The sequence below is a fragment of the uncultured Shimia sp. genome, from assembly GCF_913054185.1.
Lineage (GTDB): Bacteria > Pseudomonadota > Alphaproteobacteria > Rhodobacterales > Rhodobacteraceae > Shimia.
The window spans coordinates 29,173-51,396 of the sequence record NZ_CAJXIV010000002.1 but is presented as its reverse complement, the minus strand read 5'-3'; the positions used below and the strand labels follow the sequence as shown (position 1 = coordinate 51,396).

Sequence of the window (22,224 nt, the reverse complement as noted above, 5' to 3'; positions counted from 1 at the left end):
GCCCTGTGTTGCGTTTAGTCTTGATGCCACCAGACACTTGGCAGCCATTCCACCCCGTCACCGTAGATCGGCAGGTTGTCTTTGGGGTAGTGAAGCTCTTTCTGGTGGGCAATGCGACCAACGGCATATTTCCAGACTGGAATCACGTAGCGACCAGAAGTCAGCACGCGGTCGAGCGCCTTGGTTGCGGCGACAAAGTCGTCTTGCGATGTGGAGGTCAGCATCTCGTTAATCATGGCGTCGATGGCTGGAGATTTTACACCCATCAGATTGCGTGAGCCGGTTTGATCCGCCGCCGCAGCGCCCCAGTAGAGATTCTGCTCGTTGCCAGGAGACAGCGAGAGTGCGCGGCGGTAGTTGGTGATGTCGAAATCAAAGGCGGCGGTGCGCTCGGTGTATTGTGGGCCATCCACCTGGGTCACTGTCAGTTCCACGCCAAGGCCTTCGAGTGCTTTGGAGTAAATATCAACAATCGCCTTGTTCTCGGAGTCCCCCTGTTTGAGCAGGATTTCGAGTGTGAGCACTTCGCCGTCGGCGTTTTGCAACTTGCCGTCCACCACGGAATAGCCCGCGTCCTCCATCAGGGCCATGGCTTTGCGCAGGTTGGCGCGGTTGCGGATGGAGCCATCAGACTTTGGCAAGGAATACCCCGCGAGGGCCTCTGGGGGCAGCTGATCGGCGAAGGGTTGCAGGAATTCTGCTACGCGCCCCTGGGCCGGGCCTTCGTCCATGCCCAAGAGGGAGCCGGAGAAGAAGGAGGTGATGCGCGGCTGGCGGGAACCGGTCATTGTGTCGTTGATGAATTCAAAATTGAACACATGCATCAACGCGTCGCGCACGCGAATGTCATCCAAAGGAGCCTTGCGAGTGTTCATCACCAAACCAGTGATGCCGGAGGGCTTCTGGTGTGGGATTTCGGATTTCACAATGTCGCCGGATTGGGCGCGCGGGAAATCATAATTGGAGGCCCATTTTTCCGCATTGAATTCGCGGGTGAAGGAGACTTCGCCTGCCTTGAAGGCTTCAAACATCACATCTCCGTCACCGAAGAAGTCAATTTTGATCTCGTCAAAGTTGTGTGTGCCGTTGCGGAATGGCAGATCGTTGCCCCAGTAGTCTTCGTCGCGCGACAAGGTGACAAAGCGGCCTGCTTCAAAATTGGAGACCACATATGGCGCGGTTCCTAGCGGGACGTCCTGCAGGGTGATGTCTTCAAAGGTTTTGCCGTCAAACTGCGCCTTTTGCAGGATGGGACGCAGACCTGCAATCAGGGCCAACTCGCGGTCTTCGGTGTTGAATGTGATGCGCACGGAGCGGTCGCCGGTGGCCTCGATGCTGCCAACTTTGCCCCAGAAACCCCGGTAGCGGGGATGGCCGACAGTGCCCAGGGTTTCATAAGACCAGATCACATCTTCGACGGTCACCGGGCTGCCATCAGAGAATCGGGCCTCTTCGCGCAGGGTAAATTCGACCCAGGAGCGGTCCTCTGGCGTCTCAATCGATTCGGCTAAAAGACCGTATAGAGCGAATGGTTCATCCCAGTTGCGCCCCATGAGGGATTCATATGCAAAGAACCGGAGCTGCCAAGGAACGGTGCCTTTGCGCACAAATGGGTTCAGGGAATCAAAGCTGCCACCATTGCCGGTGACGACGCGGCCACCTTTGGGGGCGTCTGGGTTGGCATAGGGCAGAGACACAAAATCATGTGGCAAAGCCGGGTCACCATACATAGCGATGCCATGTTGGGGTTCTGCAACGGTGTGCGTGCCGACCAGTGATAGCGCGAACGCAGCGGCGGCACTGGTGACTTTGGGGAAACGTATTGGTGTCATTGCCTGAACAATCCTGTTGGTTCGTTTTTTGCTTACCCAAAAAGTAACGAGGTATTGGTGGCTTATCAAACTTTTAGCTTGGAGACCGGCGCAGTAACGCTTATAAAGGTGTCACTGCTCGATAGGTTTCTTGCCTGTATGAAACCTGCCTCAATAACTTTACGCCCGCTTCGCGCGGGCGTTTTTTTTGCCAAATGGCAGGCTTACGTAAGATTACGGTAGGTGTGGATTTCCCTTATTTTGCGGGTGCAGCATGATATGCTGCGCACAACCGTGATGAGAGGAAACAACAAATGAGTATGCAGGGCAAATTGGCGATTGTGACGGGCAGCAATTCGGGAATCGGTCTGGGCGTGGCGCGGGAGCTGGCGCGGGCTGGTGCGGACGTTGTGCTGAATTCTTTTACCGATCGGGATGAAGATCACGCACTGGCGGCGGAGATTGCGGCGGAATTTGGCGTAAACGCGCGTTACATCGCGGCGGACATGTCCAAAGGGGATCAATGTCGGAAGCTGATCGAGGATGCGGGCGGCTGTGATGTGTTGGTGAACAACGCTGGTATTCAGCACGTGGCGCCGATTGATGAGTTCCCTGTTGATAAATGGGACACCATCATCGCGATCAATATGAACTCGGCGTTTCACACCACGGCGGCGGCGCTGCCACATATGCGCACGCGGGGCTGGGGCCGAGTTATCAACATTGCCAGTGCGCATGGGCTGACCGCGTCGCCGTATAAGTCGGCTTATGTCGCCGCGAAACATGGTGTTGTCGGAATGACCAAGACTGTGGCGCTGGAAACCGCTGAGGAGCCAATCACCTGTAACGCGATTTGCCCCGGGTATGTGCTGACCCCTCTGGTGGAGGCGCAGATCCCGGACACTATGGAGAAATACAACATGGGGCGGGACGAGGTGATCAAAAAGGTGATGCTGGAGCGTCAACCGAGCCGCGAGTTTGCCACTGTCGAACAGTTGGGCGGCACAGTGTGTTTCCTGGCCTCGGATTCGGCGGCACAGATCACCGGCACCACAATCAGCGTAGATGGCGGCTGGACCGCTTTGTAAAGGGAGGACGGCCTCATGAAGCGTATCAATCTGGCGTTGCAAGGTGGTGGCGCGCATGGGGCCTTCACCTGGGGCGTGTTGGATGTCCTGTTGCAGGACGAAGACATTGAGATTGCCGGGATCACCGGCACCTCTGCCGGGGCGATGAATGGGGCCGCCTTGAAAGCGGGGTTTCTTGAGGGCGGACGTGATGGGGCGCGGGCTAGTCTTGATTGGTTTTGGCAGCAGATGGGGGCGGCACAGGTGCCTGGCATGGATGCCTGGTTTGCCACCGTGCCACCCGGCATGGTGAGCCGGGCGATGGAGTATAGCTGGCCGTTTATGGCGGCGGATATGATTCAGCGGCTGACTTCGCCCTACGCGATGGGGCCGCTGTATGAGCATCCGCTGCGCGACATTGTGGATCAGTTCAGCTTTGATCAGGTCTGCGCGGATGAAGGCCCAAAGCTGTTTGTTTGTGCCACCAATGTGCGTTCCGGCAAAGCGCGGGTGTTTGAAGGCCGTGAGATCAGCACCGATGCTTTGTTGGCTTCAGCCTGTTTGCCCACCCTGTTTAAAGCGGTGAATGTGTTTGATCAGACCACCGGCAAAACTGAGGCATTTTGGGATGGAGGTTACACTGGAAACCCATCGCTTTGGCCGCTGTACCGGCAGGACTTGCCGGAAGATGTGATGATTGTGAATATCAATCCGCTGCGCCGGGATACTTTGCCGGTTACGCCGCAGCAAATATCCAACCGCATCAATGAGATCAGTTTTAACGCGTCGCTCCTGAGTGAGCTGCGGGCCGTTGCATTTGTGCAAAAGCTGATTGAACAAGGCGCTCTGAGTCGGGAAGAAAAGCGGGAGGTGAAGGTGCATATGATTGCTGATGACGCGCTGATGAACCGGTTGTCAGTGGCCACCAAGAGCTGGCCAGTGACCTCGGTTCTGCTGCATTTGAAAGAAGCTGGTCAGGCGGCTGCCAAAGCGTTTTTGAGCGCGCACAAGGCGGACCTGAATGTGCGTGGAACGGTGGATTTGGCGGAGATGTATGGCTAGCCTTACTCTTCTGGCGGCTCAGTTGGATCTTTGGGGTTTGGGTAAACCAGACCGGCGGAGATCACCAATTTGGCGGCTTCCTCGACGCTCATCTCCAATTCGATAATGTCATCTGTTGGGAAAAACAGCAGAAAGCCGGAAGTCGGGTTGGGTGTGGTGGGGACAAAAACCCCAACCAGCGGGCTGGTGGTGGCGGCGGAGCCGGCCACTTCGCCTTTGGCTGTGGTGGAGATAAAGCCAATCGCCCAAATGCCACGCCGCGGATATTCGATCAGACAGGCTTTTTCAAAGCTGCGCTCAGTTTGGGCAAAGACAGTTTCCGCGATTTGCTTCACGCCGGAATAGATTGAGCGCACGACAGGCATACGTGAGACCAGGTTTTCGGCGATCCGCAAAAGCGACCGGCCCATCAAGCCTTTGGCGATCCAGCCCACCAGGATGGTAAAGATCAAGAAAATGATCATGCCCACGCCGCGCAGATTGATGCCGATGTATTTCTCTGGCTGGATCGTTGATGGTATCAGCGGCAGAACAAAGCCGTCCACCCAACCTACAAAAGTCCAAACCAGCCAAATGGTCATGGCAATGGGCAGGATGACCACGATACCCGTCAGAAAGCTGGACCGCAGTCGGGCAAAGAAGCCAGATTTGTGCGGGGTGTCATTTTCGTCAAAGGGTGTCGTCATGTGCGGTCCTAGGGTCTGCCTGTTGTTTAGTTAGGCATTTGTGTGTGGCGCCGCAATGACGATTGTTTGGGAACCACATTTTGCGGCTGTCACGACGTGTCAAAACGCCGTGGCAGCCTGATATTTACGCTAAAATGGGGCTCAGGCTTTGAGAGCTGTGGCTATGTCTGCCGCCAAACGTGCATTGTTGCGCACCAAGGCGATATTGGCGACCAGAGATTTGCCGTCTGTGAGTTCAAAAATCCGCGCCAGCAGGAAAGGCGTGACGTTTTTGCCGCTGACGCCTTGTTCTGCGGCTTCCTGCGTGGCTTGGGCAATCACCGGGGCCAACTCAGAAGCTGGGATTTCATCCGCTGTGGGGATCGGGTTGGCCACCAGCTGACCGCCCGGCAAGGCCATGGCGCCACGGGTTTTGTGGGCTGCCGCGATGTCGGCTGCGGTGTCCATGCGCAGAGGTGAGGCGAGGTCAGAGGTGGCGGACCAGAAGGCCGGGAAGCTGTCCTGGCCATAGGTGATGACCGGAACGCCGTTGGTTTCGAGCACTTCGAGGGTTTTGGGCACATCGAGGATGGCTTTGGCACCGGCAGCGACAACGGTCACAGGGGTGTGGGCCAGCTCGGTCAGGTCGGCGGAGATGTCAAAACTGTCTTCCGCACCTTTGTGTACGCCGCCAATGCCGCCAGTGGCAAAGACATCAATGCCGGCAAGGTTTGCGGCGATCATTGTCGCGGCGACGGTGGTGGCGCCGGTGCGGCCTTGGGCCATGATCACAGGCATGTCCGCGCGCGAGACTTTGGCGACGTTTTTGGCCTGAGCAAGCTCCTCAAGCTGAGTCTCGGTCAGCCCGGCATGCAGCGTGCCGTTCAAAACAGCCATGGTCGCAGGCACAGCACCCTTTGCACGAATGTCTGCCTCGACCTGTTTTGCCACCTCAAGGTTTTGCGGATATGGCATGCCATGGGTGATGATCGTGCTTTCCAGCGCCACGATCGGCGTGCCGTTTTTCTTGGCGTCCTCAACTTCGGGGGAAAGGACAAGATCAAGGGAAATGAGGCTCATGTGGCGTGTTCTCCGGAAACGTATTTTGCGGCTGCCGTCAGAGCGCGGTCGAGCGCTTCTTTGCGGGAGCAGTTTTGGGATTCAGCCACGATGTGTGCGGCCATAAAGGTGTCACCTGCGCCGGTGACACGGGTCACCAAAACGGCAGGGGGTTGTTGGGTGATCACGCCGTCAGCAGTGCCGTCAGACGCGTCGTTGCCGCCATCGGTCACCAAAGCACGGGCGGCGCCACGTTCCAAGAGCGCAGCTGCTGCGGCTTCTGAGGATTTGAACTCAGTTTTGCAGAGGTAGCCTGCTTCCTCGAGGTTCACGTAGAGCACGGCCCGAGAATGCATCAGGAAAGGCATCAGACGTTCAGCTTTGCCCGGCGAAGCAGGGGCGACGCGCAGGTCAGCTGAGGAAAACAGAGGACTTCGGGCAATCTGGTCGAGCAAGCGTTGTGTCAGGTTGCCGTCAAGCGCGATGAGGCCAGAGTAGGGCGCGGCTTCGCTGCCCAGGGTGCCGTCCTCAAGCGGGACCAGGATCTTATCACCTGCCGCTTCCAAACTGTGCGCATCCGCAATGGCAGCGATCAGCCCGTTTTTGCCTTCGACCGCCATATAGGTGTCGGTGGGCAAGTCAGCAGAGCGATAGACGTAGTCCATGATCGCGCCCATTTCTGTGCAGGCTGTCATCAACTCGTCGCCTTCAACATCTTGGCCGATGGCTGTGAGTGTGGCTGGACGCACGCCAAATCGGGCCAATGTCATGGCAATGTTCCAGGCGACACCACCCGGCAAGCGAGAGATGCGGCCGGGCACGTCGGAGCCTTGGCGCATATGGCTTGGCGCACGGCCTATGATGTCCCAGAGGACGGAGCCGATGCAAAGGATGTCTGGCTGTGTGGATGCTTGCGCGGTCATGGACGCTCCTAGTTACGCGGTGAACGCGCCGTGCAGTTCTTTGAGCTTGGCCACGGGATCGTCGCTGCGCCAAATCTCTTCACCGATGCCAAAGAAGTCCGTGAATGGCGAGAGCTTTGCAATAATGTCGGTATCCAATGCGCCTTCGGCCACAACAGGTACCTCGATCATAGCAGACCACCACTCAAACAGGTCTTTCTCGGCCAAGGTGCCGTCACCAAGGCTCGTGCTACCAACCGGGCCAAAGGCCACATAATCAGCACCGTTTTCGCCAGCAGACATGCCTTCGTGTGACGACGCGCCACAAAACGTCCCCACAATGGCGTCTTGGCCAAGCTCTTTGCGGGTTTTGGCCACGGAGCGGGCTGCATCAGTCAGGTGCACCCCGTCGAGGCCCAGACGCTCGGACAGCTGCACATGTTCGTTGATCACAATGGCGACGTCGCGGGCATGGGCGACTTCGCGCAGCGCGTCTGCCGCACGCGACAGGCGGTCTTCGTCTTTGGTCGCCAGCGCCAAACGCACACAGGCAATGTCAGCGGCATCCAGCACGGCAGACAGTTGATCCGGGAAGCGGGAGAGTTCGATTTCCGGCGGGGTGATCAGGTAGATCTGCGGCAGCTCAGTGTCGGACATGCTCGGGCTCCAGATGGTCTTGTGCGTGTTTTTGGATCGCGTCGCTATAGCGCGGATTTTACCTCTTGGCTATCAGGAGTTGGCTATTTGGGCGGAAGACTTTGTGCGTTGGTTAAAGCCAGTGCGATCACTTTTGCACGCAGATCATCATCGCCCAAGAGATCCTCGGAGAGATCCACCATGCCGCCCATCTTTCGGCCGGTGAAAGAGAGTGGGTCGACGCCTTCGATTTGAAGCGCTTCGGCCTCGCGAGTTTTGCCCACCCGAGCCATGCCGCCGCCTTTGTGCACGCCACAGACCATGTTGCCGTGATGCAGGAAGCACAGGCCGCCAAACATCTTCTTTTCGCTGATGCCATCGATGTCCTGCAGGTCTTCACGCATCAAAGTGGCGTGTCCTTCGTCATAAGCCATGGTGATTCCTCCCTTAAGTTGCGGAGATTTTAACCTGTGGATCAGGTATTTGTAGAAGGAGAAAGCGCAGCGGCTTGTTTTGTTGGGGGTGCAGGGGTATCAGCGGGCGGATTTTGAACGCGCTCATCGGAGACCAACATGACCAGTGCCACGCCACAGCCCGCTTTTGTGCTTGTACGCCCACAGATGGGGGAGAACATCGGTGGCGCGGCGCGAGCGATGCTGAACTTTGGCTTGGACAAGATGCGCATTGTTGATCCGCGTGACGGTTGGCCCAATGAGCGCGCTGTCGCCATGGCCTCGGGTGCAGGGCGGGTGCTGGATGGCGCATTGCTGACCGAGACCACGGAACAGGCGTTGGAAGATTGTCATTATGTGTTTGCCACCACGGCGCGGGCACGCGGGTTGACCAAACCGGTGGTGACGCCAGAAACGGCGATGAAGCAGACTACTGAGATGATTGCGCGTGGGGAAAAGGTTGCGGTGTTGTTTGGGCCGGAGCGGGCAGGGCTTGAGAACGAAGACATTGCGCGGGCCAATGCGATCATCAATGTACCGGTGAATCCGGAGTATGCGTCGCTCAATTTGGCACAATGTGTGTTGCTTACGGCTTATGAGTGGCGTCGCCAGAGCACCGACATTGTGCACGAGCGGGTGGATATGGCCAAAACCGACTGGGCGAGTAATGCGGATATCGATGCGCTCGGGCGGCACTACGAAGAACGACTTGAAGAGGCCAACTTCTTTTACCCGGAGGAGAAAGCGGAAAATATGAAGGTCAATCTGCGCAATATGTGGAGCCGGATGCGGCTCACACGTGCGGATGTGCAGATGTTGCATGGCGTGATGCGTCAGATGGTGCGCTGGAAAGAAAAAGATTGATTTGGCGGGGCTTTTTGTCGCCTGAACTATTGTTCAATTCCCACTTGAGAGTGGTTGAAGCTGGCGCTTGGTCCCACTAGGCTCGCGCCAAGATTTGGAGACAGCGATGAGCCAGAAGCGCAGCATTTTTGAAGAGGTCAGTGAAGACGGACCCAAAGAGTCCCCCAAAGCGGTGGGTGTGATTGACAGCGGCGCCAAGGGTGCGCGGCGGGGCATTCGCATCTGGCTGATGATCCTGTTTGCACTGGTCTTTGTGATGATTGCCGTGGGCGGCTTGACCCGCCTGACTGACAGCGGATTGTCGATCACCGAATGGCGACCAGTGACCGGGGCGATCCCGCCGATGAATGAGGCGGATTGGCAAAGCGAATTTGACAGATACAAGCAGATTGACCAGTGGGCGATCGACAACAACTGGATGACGCTGGCGGACTTCAAGCACATCTATTGGTGGGAATGGGGGCATCGTCAGCTGGGCCGGGTGATTGGTCTTGTTTGGGCGCTTGGCTTTGCCGGATTTGCGCTAGCGCGGCAAATTCCGACCGGTTGGACCGGGCGGCTGTTCCTGATTGGCGCGCTTGGTGGGCTGCAAGGCGCTGTGGGCTGGTGGATGGTTGCGAGTGGCGTAACCTCCGGGGAAGGCGTGACCACAGTTGCGAGCTATCGGCTGGCGGTGCACTTGGGACTGGCCTTTGTGATCCTGGGGTTCATCACCTGGTACATTCTGCTTTTGGGGCGCAGTGAGCGCGACCTGATGCAGGCGCGGCGCGGGAAAGAAGCCAAGCTGTTTGGCATGTCCACAGGGCTGTTGCATATGACTGGCCTGCAGATCCTTTTGGGCGCGTTGGTGGCCGGGATTGATGCGGGACGCAGCTTTACCGATTGGCCGCTGATGGGGGGAAACCTGTTTCCCGCGGATGCACTTTATATGGAGCCGCTATGGCGGAACTTCTTTGAAAACCCTGGTCTTGTGCAATTTACGCACCGCATTTGGGGCTATCTCTTGCTGATTTTTGCCGTTGTGGTGTGGCGTCGTGGGCAAGGTTCTGCGCATGGGCACACGCGGTTTGCGTTTAATGCTGCCTTTGCTGCCATTGCGGTGCAGATTGCGGTTGGCATCGCCACAGTGCTCTACGCGGCACAGGTGCATATTGCGATTACGCACCAAGCCATTGCTGTTGTGGTCTGGGTTCTGATCCTACGGGCGCGGTTCCTGAGCCATTATCCTATTGCAACCTCGGTGCGTGACGCATCCTGAGAGAAGGAAAACAAGAATGTCTGCATATGAGCAGTTGATGGGGTTTACCCATACCACACAGGCGTTGGGCGAAGTGGCTGGACGTTTGGGCTGGGACCAAGAGGCAATTATGCCGGTTGGCGCCGCGCCGCAGCGGGCTGAGGAAATGGCGGCGATGGAAAGTGTCCTGCATGCGCGCCGGATCGATCCCAAGGTTGGTGAATGGCTGGCCGCGATTGATGAGGCTCAGCTTGATGAGGTGGGCCGCGCGCAGGTGCGGCACATCCGCAAGTCGTTTGAGCGGACTTCCAAGGTGCCAGCTGATCTGGCGGCAGAAATTGCCAAAATGACCAGCCGGGCGCAAGGCATCTGGGCACAAGCGCGGTCTGATGAAAATGTGGCCGGGTTCTTGCCAACCCTGGAAGAGGTAGTGAACCTGAAGCGGCAAGAAGGTCAGGCGCTGGCGGCCGGTGGTGATGTCTATGACGCCATGGTTGACGATTATGAGCCGGAGATGACGGCGGCAGAAATCGCAGCGATGTTTGACGCAATGCGGCCGCGGTTGGTGGCCTTGCGGGCGGCGGTTTTGGCAGCGGAAGCACCTCAGAAGCTCTCAGGGCAGTTTGCGTCGGTTAAACAGATGGCGCTAACCGCCAAGCTGGCGGCAAGCTTTGGCTATGACTTTGACCATGGGCGCATTGATTGTGTCACACACCCGTTCTGCTCTGGGTCAGGCAAAGATGTGCGGATCACCACGCGCACCAGCGAGAGTGATCCATTCAACTGCTTCTACTCCACCATCCATGAAGTGGGCCATGCGGCTTATGAGCAAGGCATTGATGACGCGTATCTTTTGACTCCGCTTGGCCGTGGTGTGTCGATGGGCGTGCACGAAAGCCAAAGCCGGATCTATGAGAACCAGATGGGCCGAGGCCGTGCCTATACCGGATGGCTCTTCGAGCAAATGAAAGCGGAGTTTGGTGACTTTGGCATCGCGGATGCTGAGGCATTTTACGGCACGGTGAACCGGGTGAATGACGGCTATATCCGCACCGAGGCGGATGAGGTGCAGTACAACTTGCATATCATGCTGCGCTTTGATCTGGAGCGGGCTTTGATGCTGGGTGACCTGGCGGTTGGCGATTTGGAAGCGGCTTGGAACGATCGGTTTAACGCTGATTTTGGCTACGCGGTGGACAAGCCGTCAAACGGTGTTTTGCAGGATGTGCATTGGTCCGTGGGTCTGTTTGGCTATTTCCCAACCTACTCTCTAGGCAACGTTTATGCGGGCTGCCTGAATGAGGCGATGCGGGCAGCGGTTCCAGATCTGGATGCGCAGTTGGCGCAGGGCGATACCTCGGGCGGGACTGGTTGGTTGCGTGAGAACCTTCAACGGCATGGCGGGTTGCGCAAGCCAGCAGACACCATTGTGCATGCAACAGGAAAAGCGCCAAGTGGGGCGCCGTTGCTGGACTATCTGGAAGCCAAGTTTGGGGATATCTACAAGCTGTAAGGTTTGTGGACACAAAAAAGAGAAAAGGGACGCTTTGGCGTCCCTTTTGTTTGGATACTTATGGCAAGAAGAAACAGGCCAAGGTGTTACTTTGGCACGCAGGTGGCGGCGCGACCGTCCAGTGTTTTGGCAATGCCAAGCGTGCCTTTGTCGAGTGTGAGGAAGCGGATTTCGTTTGCGCTTTGCAGGTGGATTTCGCCAGCACCTGTCAGGATGTAGGCATCGTCAGAGGCCCGTTCACCAGCTCGAAACTCGTAGGGAAATACATTTGAGGTCACTTCTACCTCTTTGAAAATCATGTCGAATTTCATTTCGCCTAAGTCGCAGGTGTAATGTATGCCGCTTAGAGCCGCGTGGGCAGCGCCAGCGTCGATCAATGTTGTCTCTGCCAGAGCAAAATGAGGGGCGGCGCTGAGTGCGAAGGTCAGGAGGATGGCGGGTGTTTTCATCACGGTCTCCGGGATTTTTGCGTTTCCAAGGTTTGCCTCATTTTAGCGGAGGGGAGCGGTGATGTGTTTGTCTTTGATCAAGTGCGTGTTTGTGAAGGGGCTGTGCGCCCCTTCAGAGGACTGGCGTGAGAACTAGCAGTCGAGGTCTTTTTCGGCCAATTTGATGGCGTTCATGAAGGCCGTGTCTGCTTCTGAAAGGGTAGGTGACTTGGTGAAGCATTCCGCGTTGCCAAAGGTGGAAATGCCGCGTTCAGAGCCAAAGCAGTAGCCGTTTTCGTGGAAAATCCGATTCCGCATGTACCAAAGGTCGCCGCAGGTCAGAATGTCGGCTTCAGTGTCGTCGATCGCGGCAACTTCCTCGGTTTCGGTTTTCATTTCAACGATCCGAGGTAAATCGCTGAGGGGGCGGCCCAAAGCGAAGAGCATTAGCGCCGGGTAGGTGTGCAGTTGGTTTTCGTCGTCCGCACTCAAGACATTCCAGTAGTCGTGTGGTGATTTGACGTGGGGTGCCTCTGGTTCGGCGTATTCGCTGCGCGGGTGTTGCGTGCCAATGCGCACCTCGATTGCATGGCTGTCTCGCGCGTCCCATGCGATGCGGGCTGAGCCAAAGCTGGTCTCTGCGCCGATCTGCTCTGACGAGGGCAGGCGGACAAGGCAATCTTCGGCTCCATAAGGGCCACCGGTGCGGTAGCCTCGTCGATAGCCGTAGATGGCGCCATTGTTTTGCTCAATGTTGAGGGATGACGTATAAAACGGACCGTCTTCTGCTTGGTTTTCGTGGGCCTCAAGCTCGAGAATTTGCGCGAACTCGAAATACATCTCCGAAATGGAGGCCAAAGGATGGGGTTTCCACGTTGGCGCAAATGCCCAGCTGAAAGCTCCGTCATCGAGCAGAAAAACATTGTCACATATGGTGTCGATCAGGTCTGGGCTTAGTTCCACATCGTAGGAAATGCCTGTCACAGGGATATTGGCAAAGATCGCGTCCCCAACAGTGTCGACATAATACATGTCATGTGGCGGTGTTTCGATGCTACGCGCATACAAGTAGGGCGTCAGGTAGGGGGTGTTTTCGTCATCGACCTTTTGCGCAAAGGCAAACAGAAGTGAGGAATCCCGAATGGCTTCGTCATACACGGCGGCCACTTCGTCTGCGTCGTAGGTTTCGCCGTCATTTGGCAAAACGATGCGCGGGGCGTGTACGCCGAGGAGGGCCGTAGGCGCGATGGCGCGCATGGCAAAGGTCTCATAGCTTTCCCCTTCGAAGGTGTGGGCGCCGGAGAGAAACAGGTTTGAGCAGGCTGAGGCGCAAAGATCGTCATCAGCGACGTAGGTTTGTAGATCAGCAAAGATGTCCCGTAGGAAGTCCACGATGACAAGCGATTCATAGAGGTCGCCGCCCGGGCTGTTAAGGCAGAGCGTGGCGCCTTCAGGCAAGTTGTTGGAAAATCCTTCGCCATCATAGCTGTACAAAGCGTGGAATTTTTGCAGGTCCCCACGCGCCACACCACCTTCATAAAGCAAAGTGCAGTTGGCGTATTTTCCGGTCAGTTCTTGAGCCTCAATGGCATCTCCGTATTCGGCGTCGATCGACAGTTCATTGGTGTTGAGCGTGATTGTCGCGGCGAAAGTTTCGGACGCAGGAACAGTGAATATGGCGCTCATCGCAATTGCAAAGGCTGAGGGAACGTGCAGTAGGAGATAGACTTTGGTTAGGTGCATTATGTGAGTGCCGTGTTGATTTGTGTTGAGTTAAAGCAGGGCACACGGCAGGAAATAATGCAATGATTTTGACAACTTGGGCCGAAATCAAAACGGCCCCGCAATAAATGCGAGGCCGTTTGAGGTTTGGTGTCGGGCAGCGTTACTCTTCGCTGGCGACCTCTTCTTCATCTTGCTCGGCGATCCAGGCCACAGAAACCACTTCTTCACCTTTGCCAGTGTTGAACACCTTAACGCCGCCTGCTGAGCGGGAGCGGAAGGAGATGCCATCAACGGGTACGCGGATCGATTGACCTTTGGAGGTGGCCAGCATGATCTGATCACCCATTTCCACGGGGAAAGACGCGACCAGTTCACCACCGCGCATGGCCTTGTCCATAGCAGCCACACCTTGGCCACCGCGACCACGGACCGGGTAGTCATGGCTGGAGCTGAGTTTGCCTGCGCCACCCGAGGTGATCGTGAGGATTAGGTTTTCAGCTGCTGACATTTCTGCGTAGCGCTCTTGGTTCAATTCCCCAGCAAGTGCTTCGTCATCCTCGTTCACGTCGTCAGCCAGTCCGGCTACGGCGCGACGCCGTTTCAAATAGGCGGCGCGTTCTTCGCTTTCGGCGCGGAAGTGGCGGATCACTGACATGGAGACCACTTCATCGTCGCCGTTGAGGCGGATACCGCGCACACCCACAGAGGAGCGCGAGTTGAACACCCGCACTTCGGTGGTTGGGAAGCGGATTGCGCGGCCAGAGTTGGTCACAAGCATCACATCGTCTTCCTCGGTACAGATGCGGGCATTGATCAGCTTGGTGTCGGCGTTGTCGTCTTCAAACTTCATCGCAATTTTGCCGTTGGATTTCACATTGGTGAAATCTGACAGGCGGTTGCGACGCACAGAGCCCGCAGATGTGGCAAACATGATCTGAAGATCGTTCCATTCGTCCTCGGGACGGTCAACTGGCATGATCGCTGCAATCGATACCCCTGATGGGATCGGCAGGATGTTCACAATCGCTTTGCCTTTGGCCGTGCGACCACCCAAGGGCAAACGCCATGTCTTCAGCTTGTAGGCCATGCCATCTGTGGTGAAGAACAAGAGCTGCGTGTGGGTGTTGGCCACAAAGAGGGTGGTGACCACATCTTCTTCTTTGGTTTGCATGCCCGAGATGCCTTTGCCGCCGCGCTTCTGGGCGCGGAAGTCAGCAAGCGGTGTGCGTTTGATGTAGCCACCAGAGGTCACGGTCACCACCATGTCTTCGCGTTCAATCAGGTCTTCGTCGTCCATGTCGCCAGACCAGTCGACAATCTCTGTGCGGCGATCCACGGCGAAGTTTTCACGTACCTCACGCAGCTCGTCGCCGATGATGCCCATGATGCGCTCGCGTGACCCAAGAATCTCCAGATATTCCTTGATCTTACGGGCCAGTTCTTCAAGTTCATCTGTGACCTCTGTTACCCCAATTTGGGTCAGCCGCTGAAGGCGCAACTCCAAGATGGCGCGGGCCTGAATTTCTGACAGGTTATAGGTGCCGTCGTCGTTCATAGTGTGGGTCGGATCATCAATCAACTTGATGTAAGCGGCGATGCTTTCCGCAGGCCAGCGGCGGGTCATCAGCTTTTCACGCGCTTCGGCTGCATCAGCAGAGGCGCGGATGGTGGCAACCACTTCGTCAACGTTGGTGACTGCAACCGCCAAGCCACACAAAATGTGGCTGCGTTCACGCGCTTTGCGCAGCATGTACGCGGTGCGGCGGGCCACCACTTCTTCGCGGAAATCAATAAAGGAGGTCAGGAAACGGCGCAGGGTGAGCTGTTCTGGGCGACCGCCATTCAGGGCCAGCATGTTGCAACCAAAATAGGTTTGCATCGGGGTGAATCGGAACAGTTGGTTCAGCACCACTTCGGCGGTGGCGTCACGTTTCAGCTCCACCACAACACGCACGCCGTCACGGTCAGATTCATCCTGAACGTGGGCAATGCCTTCGATCCGTTTGTCCCGCGCGGCTTCGGCGATTTTCTCGATCATCGCCGCCTTGTTCACCTGATAAGGGATCTCATCAATGACAATCGCGTAGCGGTCTTTGCGGATTTCCTCAACACGTGTCTTAGAGCGGATGACAACACTGCCGCGACCTTCGAGGTAAGCCTTGCGGGCACCGGACCGGCCCAGCATGATGCCGCCAGTTGGAAAGTCGGGACCGGGCACATAGTCGATCAGCTGTTCAGAGGTGAGGTCGGGATCTTCGATCAGCGCCAGAGTGGCGTCGATGACTTCGCCCAGGTTGTGTGGCGGAATGTTGGTGGCCATACCCACCGCAATACCACCTGCGCCGTTGACCAGCATGTTAGGGAAACGCGCGGGCAGAACGGTTGGTTCCTGGTCCTTGCCATCGTAGTTGTCTTGAAAATCAACGGTATCCTTGTCGATGTCGGACAGCAAAGCGGCGGCGGGTTTGTCCATGCGCACTTCGGTGTAACGCATCGCTGCCGGGTTATCGCCGTCCATCGAGCCGAAGTTGCCCTGGCCGTCCAGAAGCGGCAAAGACATGGAGAAATCCTGGGCCATACGCACCAAGGCATCATAAATCGCGGAGTCGCCGTGTGGGTGGTATTTACCCATCACGTCGCCAACAGGACGGGCCGATTTGCGGTACGACTTGTCGTGGCTGTTGCCCGTTTCGTGCATGGCATACAGGATGCGACGGTGCACTGGTTTGAGGCCGTCCCGTAGGTCCGGAATGGCGCGGCTGACGATCACGCTCATGGCGTAGTCGAGGTAGCTGGCGCTCATCTCTTCTTCGATCGACACAGAAGGACCGTCGTGGAACATCCGTTCGTGTGTGGTTTCTTCTTCGTTTTCAGGGGTTTCCGGCGTGTCGCTCAAGTCCCAGTCTCGCTTCTAATTGGCGGTCCATATGTTGTTGGAATGCTTATATCAGAGGCATCATGTAGGGTGCAATGGTGGTGTGAGAGTTGCAGAGCTGTTCGCAGTGTAATTGGCATAATGGACTGAAGAATCGGAGGAATTTGGACAAATACGGCGGAGTATTGCCCAGTGGTGACGCAGGGGTGATGTGTCTGCTGGCTTTGTGCTTTATTCGAGCCGTGGAAATTGGGCGTTTGTGGAGGCATATATGTGGGTGAAATGGCAAGTTTTGGCGGTTGGAGTGATCGTAGTCAATTTAGCTGGTCCGTCAGAAGCGCAAGGGCTTTGGGACAAGATCAAACAGGGCGCTGAAACTACAGGTGAAGCCATTGGCGAAGGTGTGACCGCCACTGGGGAGGCCATAGGAAAAGGCGCGAATGCGGTTGGCAACACCGTGGAAAAAGGTGTGAACAGCGTTGGGGAGGCAATTTCGTCAACGGATGAGCTGCTGTCCAATGAAGAAACACCGGAGGCCACCAGGGCGCGGCTGGACGCCATGTCAGACGAAATAATGGCAGTGCTGCTTGCGCAGAACCCGGAGGCGGATGCGCTGTATCATGATAGCGCAGGTTATGCGGCGTTTGATAGCCGTAAGGTGACTGTCTTCCCTGTGACCACCGGATATGGGCGTGGTGTGGCCGTGGCCAAAGACACCGGCGCACGCACATATTTGAATATGGGCACCGGGGGGCTGGGGGCCAGTCTGGGCATTGGTGGCTTCGCCACGCAATTTGTGATCCTGTTCGAAACCCCAGCGGATTTTGAACGGTTTGTTGTTAACGGATATGACGCCACGGCGGGCGGTGGCGCGCAGGTTGGCGATGACAAAAGCGCGGACGAGGTGCGGTTCACCCAGGGTCAGTCGGTCTTTGTTCTCGACAAGGACCGGTGGCGTGTGAATGGCAGCTTAGAGGGCACAAAGTACTGGCATTCGCCCGAATTGAATTGATCCAAGTAGATTTAGGCGGAGCAAGAGGCGCCACCCAAAACGCAAAATTTGGCGCAATGCGGGTGGTTTAGCTGCACCGGTTTCTCGGCTTCTTCCAGGGTGGCGCCGAGGTCAAACTGCGGATCGTATGGCAGGAGCGTGCAAGCAATTACCGAGGGCGTTTTTGCGCCCTTGTGTTTGACCACCATGCGGGAGCTGGCGCACATCACTTCATCGGAGGACTTGTTCAGAATGCCCCAGCAGTCGACGGTGATTTCGGGCACTTCGACCTCTTCGTCCATTTCGGGAAAAAGTACAGTTTTTCCAGGGTTTGAGGCGTCTATCTTAAAGTTTTCTTTGGCGTAGAGATCGGCGTATCCGGTGCGCGACGTCGCTTCTGTTTCATCCCACATAGTGCGGCCCGCGACGGCCATTTGGATGTTGTTGTCGCGCAGCCAGCGCATGCCGTCCAGTGTGCGGTCAAAGGTGCCTTTGCCACGCTCTTTGTCGTGCATTTCGGCAGACCAGTGATCAACGGAAATCCGTAGCGTCAATTTGCCCGGAAAGTCTTGGGCCAGTTTAAGCAGCCCTGCGCTAACACGTTTACGCTGCATGGGTTGCATTGCGTTGGTGAGAATGAGCACTTCATAGCCGCGTTCCAGCGACCGGCGGGTCATTTCGTTCATCTCAGGGTTCATAAAAGGCTCGCCGCCTGTGAAGGCTATTTCACGCACCTTCCATTCACGCGCTTCAAGTTGGTCTAGGTAGTCGGAGACTTCGTCGGCTGTCAGGTACGCCAACGCGTCATTGGTGGGAGACGACAGGATGTAGCAATTCTCACATTCGATGTTGCACAACGTGCCGGTGTTGAACCAGAGCGTTTGCGGATCGGTGAGGGCCACATGGGCACGGGTGTCGCCTTTGGCGGTAATGTAGGGATCGTTGAACTTCCCAATATTTGCGTGATCTTTCATGTGCCTGCCATGTCTTGTGGTCTGTTGGTACTAGTCAAATACATAATGGCAAGTAAAGCGGCGACACCGCGTGTGACACAGTTGTGATGTGTGGTTGTGATGTTAGAGTGGCGGTGTTATGACGGCGTTAGCGCTAACGATTTTCCGGTGAAATCCGGACAGCCAATAAGGAAAGAGGCCCGATGGTTTCTCGCATCATTCCCGTGGAAACGTTTGATCTTGTGGTCTTTGGTGGGACCGGTGACCTGGCGCGGCGGAAGATTTTACCTGCATTGTTCAAGCGGTATTGCTCCGGGCAGATGCCCGAAGGCAGTCAGGTGATTGGCGCGGCCCGACGCGAATTGACGGAAGCGCAGTATCGTGCGTCTGTGGCCGAGGCGCTGCGCGAGTTTGCTGGGGATGCTGCGCAGGATGTGACAGCCGTGTCTGGGTTCTGTGATCATTTGCATTATGTTGCGGTGGACGCTCGCGGAGAAGGCGGTTGGGGGGAGTTGGCGGCTCTGCTCAACGAAGGGTCTGTGCGCGCGTTCTACTTTTCTGTTGGGCCAGGAGTTTACTCGGATTTGGCCAAGGGGCTGAAACGGCCTGGGCTGACTGAGGCGGACACGCGCATTGTGGTTGAAAAGCCGTTTGGTCATGATCTGGAGACGGCACAGAAATTGAATCACGAACTGGCGCAGTATTTTGACGAGAGCCAAATCTACCGGATTGATCATTATCTCGGCAAAGAGACCGTACAGAACCTTATGGCTGTGCGCTTTGGCAATATGCTGTTTGAGCCGTTGTGGAATGCGCAATACATCGACCACATTCAGATCACCGTCGCGGAGAGCGTTGGGGTGGCGGGGCGAGGCGAGTATTACGAACGCTCCGGTGCCATGCGCGATATGGTGCAGAACCATTTGATGCAGCTCCTATGCCTGATTGCGATGGAGCCACCATCACAATTTGAGCCGGATGCGGTGCGCGACGAGAAGCTTAAGGTGATCCGCGCGTTGGATACGGTTGCACCACATCATATTGTCCGAGGACAGTACACTGCTGCCGACGGGGCGGACAGCTATCGTGAGGATGTGGACAATCCGCGGTCGAAAACAGAGAGTTTTGTGGCCTTAAAATGCCAAGTGAACAACTGGCGATGGGCGGGGACGCCATTCTATTTGCGCACAGGAAAACGGTTGTCGGAACGCGACAGTGAGATCACTGTGATGTTCAAAGACACACCGCACTCGATCTTTGGCGATGACGCTGGACGACACAGAAATGAGTTGAACATTCAGCTGCAACCCAATGAAGGTATTACATTAAAGGTAACTATCAAGGAGCCTGGACCCGGTGGCATGCGGCTTGTGGATGTGCCTTTGGACATGAGTTTTGCCGAGGCGCTGGGGCCAACAGGCGCGGGTGCGGCTGATGCTTATGAGCGGCTTATCATGGATGTGATCCGTGGCAATCAAACGCTGTTCATGCGCGATGATGAGGTGGAGGCGGCCTGGGCCTGGACCGATCCGATCATTCGCGGCTGGGAAGCGCGGGGCGATGTGCCAAAACCTTATGACTCGTTTTCCTTTGGGCCGGATGACGCGGCTTTGATGATGCGCCGGGACGGGCGAAACTGGAGAGGATTAGGCAAATGAACTTCAACACCTACCCTGATGCGGAAATGATGGCGATGGATGTCGCCAGCGTGCTGGCGGATGACCTGGCGGAGGCGCTGCACAACAAGGACCGTGTGGTTCTGGCCGTGCCGGGCGGCACGACGCCGGGGCCAATTTTTGATGCGTTGAGTGCGGTCGATTTGGACTGGGACCGCATGGACGTGATCTTGACCGATGAGCGATGGGTGCCGGAGGATCACGAGCGTTCTAACTCTGCGCTGGTGAAGTCACGTTTGTTGACCAACCGGGCTGTGGCGGCGCGGTATTTGCCGCTTTATGCGCCCGCGGAAATACCTGAGGACGTGCTGGCCGAACTGGAAACCACAATTTTGGGTGCGCTGCCGGTGGATGTGGCGTTGCTGGGCATGGGGGCGGATATGCATACAGCGTCGCTGTTCCCGGGTGCAGACGGGCTGGCAGCGGCGCTGGCGTCGGATGCCTCTGTGTTGGTTCCAATCCGGCGCGAAGATTTGCCGGATGTGCGTATCACTTTGTCTGCGCGCGTATTGGATGCGGCGGTGCGCAAACACATCTTGATCAAGGGCGCGGACAAGCGTGACGCTTTGCAAGCAGCCCAGAAACTGCCAAAAGAAGAGGCGCCGATCAAAGCTATTTCCAGCGGCGCAGAAGTGCATTGGACGGAGTGATTGGGTATGTGGACTGAATTGGGCGGGCTGCGTGACAGCGCGGAGACGCGACAGATCTCGGCATTATTTGAAGTCGATGACGCGCGGGCACTGGATTTTAGCCTGAAGACAGATGGGTTGCTGTTTGATTACAGCAAAACGTTGATTGATGCAGAGGCCAAGGCGGCGTTGATCCGTTTGGCGGAGGCTGCAGGCGTGGCGGCCAAGCGGGCGGCGATGTTTGCTGGCGAAAAAATCAACGTAACAGAAGACCGCGCGGTGTTGCACACGGCGCTGCGTAACCTGGGAGACGCCCCGCTTGTTGTCGATGGGCAGGATGTGCTGCCTGAGGTTCGCGAGACACGTACTCGCATGGCCAAGCTCGCCAGCGCGGTGCGTGATGGCAGTTTTCCGGGCAATGGCAAACGCATCACCGATGTGGTGAACATCGGCATTGGTGGGTCTGATCTTGGACCTTTGATGGCCTTCATGGCACTGGCGCCTTATGGTGATGGGCCAAAGTGCCACTTTATTTCCAATGTGGATGGTGCGGACGTCACCGATACGCTTGCGGGATTGGACCCGGACAGCACGTTGGTGATTGTGGCGTCCAAAACTTTTGGCACGCAGGAAACTTTGATGAATGCGCGTTCGGTTATGGCCTGGGCCGGTGGGCCTGACGCGTTGGAGAGATTTGTCGCGATCTCTTCTGCCGTGGATAAGTGCGCGCTGTTTGGTATTCCGGCGGAGCGGGTGTTTGGCTTTGAGGATTGGGTTGGTGGGCGCTATTCGGTGTGGGGGCCAATTGGTTTCTCACTGATGCTGTCGATTGGTCCTAAAGCGTTTGAGAGCTTCCTTGAGGGTGGTCAGGCGATGGACCGGCACTTCTGTGACGCGCCGTTTGAAGACAACTTGCCGGTGCTGTTGGCCTTGATCGGGATTTGGAACCAGCAGGTCTGTGGCCATGCCACACGTGCTGTGCTGCCTTATGAGCAGCGGTTGGCGCGGTTGCCGGCCTATCTTCAACAGCTTGAGATGGAGAGCAACGGTAAAGGCGTGGCCTTGGATGGCAGCCCGCTGGATCGCGTTGCAGGGCCGGTGGTCTGGGGGGAACCTGGCACCAATGGGCAGCATGCGTTTTACCAGTTGATCCATCAGGGGCAGGAAGTTGTCCCCTGTGAATTTCTGGTTGGGGCCGAAGGGCATGAGCCTGCCTTGGGTGAGCACCATCGCGCTTTGGTGGCAAACTGCTTGGCGCAATCGGAAGCTTTGCTTAAGGGGCGTACTGAGGCGGAAGCGCGGGCGCAGCTGGAAGAAAAAGGCGTGTCCGGCGCCAAGTTGGAGCAGCTGGCGAAGCACCGCGTGTTTACCGGCAACCGCCCGTCGACCACTTTGGTTTATCCACGCCTGACGCCTTATGTGCTTGGCCAGATTGTGGCGATGTATGAGCATCGCGTGTTTGTCGAAGGGGTGATCTATGGCATCAACTCTTACGACCAATGGGGCGTGGAGCTGGGAAAAGAGCTGGCCAACGGTTTGGTGCCTGCGATGGAAGGCAAAGGCGCGCCGGAGGGATCAAGTGCCTCCACGGTGGCCTTGCTCGATCACATTCTGAGCATGCGCGACTGAGCTTTGTGTCCCTGCAAAAAACAACAGCGCCGTGTTCCAATGGGATGCGG

The 22,224-nt window shown here is 56.8% G+C and carries 19 protein-coding genes; 9 read left to right on the top strand and 10 right to left on the bottom strand.

The window, feature by feature from the left end; genetic code table 11:
- Window positions 1-14: 14 nt before the first annotated feature.
- Window positions 15-1,730 (bottom strand): extracellular solute-binding protein, encoded by a 1,716-nt coding sequence (locus tag QZ517_RS00825; protein WP_294220667.1) that lies wholly within the window; start codon window positions 1,728-1,730, stop codon window positions 15-17.
- Window positions 1,731-2,125: 395 nt separating this feature from the next.
- Here QZ517_RS00825 and QZ517_RS00820 point away from each other — a divergent pair, with 395 nt between their 5' ends.
- Window positions 2,126-2,899 carry a 3-hydroxybutyrate dehydrogenase gene (locus QZ517_RS00820; RefSeq protein WP_294220510.1) on the top strand — a complete coding sequence of 258 codons (774 nt, stop codon included), beginning with the start codon at window positions 2,126-2,128 and terminating at the stop codon, window positions 2,897-2,899.
- Between the two features lie 15 nt (window positions 2,900-2,914).
- Entirely contained in the window at window positions 2,915-3,940 is a 1,026-nt protein-coding gene (locus tag QZ517_RS00815; protein ID WP_294220507.1) for a patatin-like phospholipase family protein, read from the top strand.
- 2 nt (window positions 3,941-3,942) lie between these two features.
- On the opposite strand, the gene QZ517_RS00810 is transcribed toward QZ517_RS00815, so the two are convergent.
- The 5 genes from QZ517_RS00810 to QZ517_RS00790 form a co-directional block, all read right to left on the bottom strand.
- On the bottom strand, window positions 3,943-4,626 hold the full coding sequence (locus tag QZ517_RS00810; RefSeq protein ID WP_294220503.1) for a DUF502 domain-containing protein: 684 nt from the start codon (window positions 4,624-4,626) through the stop codon (window positions 3,943-3,945).
- Window positions 4,627-4,767: 141 nt separating this feature from the next.
- Window positions 4,768-5,685 carry a pseudouridine-5'-phosphate glycosidase gene (locus QZ517_RS00805; RefSeq protein WP_294220497.1) on the bottom strand — a complete coding sequence of 306 codons (918 nt, stop codon included), beginning with the start codon at window positions 5,683-5,685 and terminating at the stop codon, window positions 4,768-4,770.
- Window positions 5,682-6,587 (bottom strand): PfkB family carbohydrate kinase, encoded by a 906-nt coding sequence (locus QZ517_RS00800; RefSeq protein WP_294220493.1) that lies wholly within the window; start codon window positions 6,585-6,587, stop codon window positions 5,682-5,684. Before QZ517_RS00800 ends, QZ517_RS00805 begins: the two co-directional genes overlap by 4 nt.
- A gap of 12 nt (window positions 6,588-6,599) precedes the next feature.
- Entirely contained in the window at window positions 6,600-7,223 is a 624-nt protein-coding gene (locus tag QZ517_RS00795) for a thiamine phosphate synthase (RefSeq protein WP_294220491.1), read from the bottom strand.
- Window positions 7,224-7,306: 83 nt separating this feature from the next.
- A complete protein-coding gene (locus QZ517_RS00790; RefSeq protein ID WP_294220485.1) occupies window positions 7,307-7,636 on the bottom strand; it encodes a TfoX/Sxy family protein in 330 nt (109 codons plus the stop codon).
- Between the two features lie 138 nt (window positions 7,637-7,774).
- On the opposite strand from QZ517_RS00790, the gene QZ517_RS00785 reads away from it, so the two are divergent.
- From QZ517_RS00785 to QZ517_RS00775, 3 genes are all read left to right on the top strand, one after another.
- On the top strand, window positions 7,775-8,518 hold the full coding sequence (locus tag QZ517_RS00785) for an RNA methyltransferase (protein WP_294220482.1): 744 nt from the start codon (window positions 7,775-7,777) through the stop codon (window positions 8,516-8,518).
- A gap of 106 nt (window positions 8,519-8,624) precedes the next feature.
- Window positions 8,625-9,776, top strand: coding sequence for a heme A synthase (gene ctaA, locus QZ517_RS00780; RefSeq protein ID WP_294220477.1), 1,152 nt, complete (start codon window positions 8,625-8,627; stop codon window positions 9,774-9,776).
- 16 nt (window positions 9,777-9,792) lie between these two features.
- A complete protein-coding gene (locus QZ517_RS00775; protein WP_294220473.1) occupies window positions 9,793-11,268 on the top strand; it encodes a carboxypeptidase M32 in 1,476 nt (491 codons plus the stop codon).
- 86 nt (window positions 11,269-11,354) lie between these two features.
- Here the strand turns inward: QZ517_RS00775 and QZ517_RS00770 are convergent, their stop codons facing one another.
- The 3 genes from QZ517_RS00770 to gyrA form a co-directional block, all read right to left on the bottom strand.
- Complete coding sequence (locus QZ517_RS00770; RefSeq protein WP_294220470.1) at window positions 11,355-11,717, bottom strand: hypothetical protein; 363 nt, start codon at window positions 11,715-11,717, stop codon at window positions 11,355-11,357.
- Between the two features lie 132 nt (window positions 11,718-11,849).
- Window positions 11,850-13,439, bottom strand: coding sequence for a YARHG domain-containing protein (locus QZ517_RS00765; RefSeq protein WP_294220466.1), 1,590 nt, complete (start codon window positions 13,437-13,439; stop codon window positions 11,850-11,852).
- Window positions 13,440-13,581: 142 nt separating this feature from the next.
- On the bottom strand, window positions 13,582-16,317 hold the full coding sequence (gene gyrA / locus QZ517_RS00760) for a DNA gyrase subunit A (RefSeq protein ID WP_294220463.1): 2,736 nt from the start codon (window positions 16,315-16,317) through the stop codon (window positions 13,582-13,584).
- Between the two features lie 250 nt (window positions 16,318-16,567).
- Here gyrA and QZ517_RS00755 point away from each other — a divergent pair, with 250 nt between their 5' ends.
- Complete coding sequence (locus QZ517_RS00755) at window positions 16,568-17,308, top strand: hypothetical protein (protein ID WP_294220460.1); 741 nt, start codon at window positions 16,568-16,570, stop codon at window positions 17,306-17,308.
- A gap of 11 nt (window positions 17,309-17,319) precedes the next feature.
- Here QZ517_RS00755 and QZ517_RS00750 read toward each other — a convergent pair whose 3' ends face one another.
- Complete coding sequence (locus QZ517_RS00750) at window positions 17,320-18,261, bottom strand: radical SAM protein (RefSeq protein WP_294220456.1); 942 nt, start codon at window positions 18,259-18,261, stop codon at window positions 17,320-17,322.
- A gap of 182 nt (window positions 18,262-18,443) precedes the next feature.
- Here QZ517_RS00750 and zwf point away from each other — a divergent pair, with 182 nt between their 5' ends.
- Genes zwf through pgi form a run of 3 tightly spaced genes read left to right on the top strand, consistent with a single transcriptional unit; the run spans window position 18,444 to window position 22,174 of the window.
- Entirely contained in the window at window positions 18,444-19,898 is a 1,455-nt protein-coding gene (gene zwf, locus QZ517_RS00745; protein ID WP_294220453.1) for a glucose-6-phosphate dehydrogenase, read from the top strand.
- Entirely contained in the window at window positions 19,895-20,566 is a 672-nt protein-coding gene (gene pgl, locus QZ517_RS00740; protein ID WP_294220450.1) for a 6-phosphogluconolactonase, read from the top strand. The genes zwf and pgl overlap by 4 nt, the downstream gene beginning before the upstream one ends.
- Window positions 20,567-20,572: 6 nt before the next feature.
- On the top strand, window positions 20,573-22,174 hold the full coding sequence (gene pgi, locus QZ517_RS00735) for a glucose-6-phosphate isomerase (RefSeq protein ID WP_294220448.1): 1,602 nt from the start codon (window positions 20,573-20,575) through the stop codon (window positions 22,172-22,174).
- The last annotated feature ends 50 nt before the right edge of the window (window positions 22,175-22,224 follow it).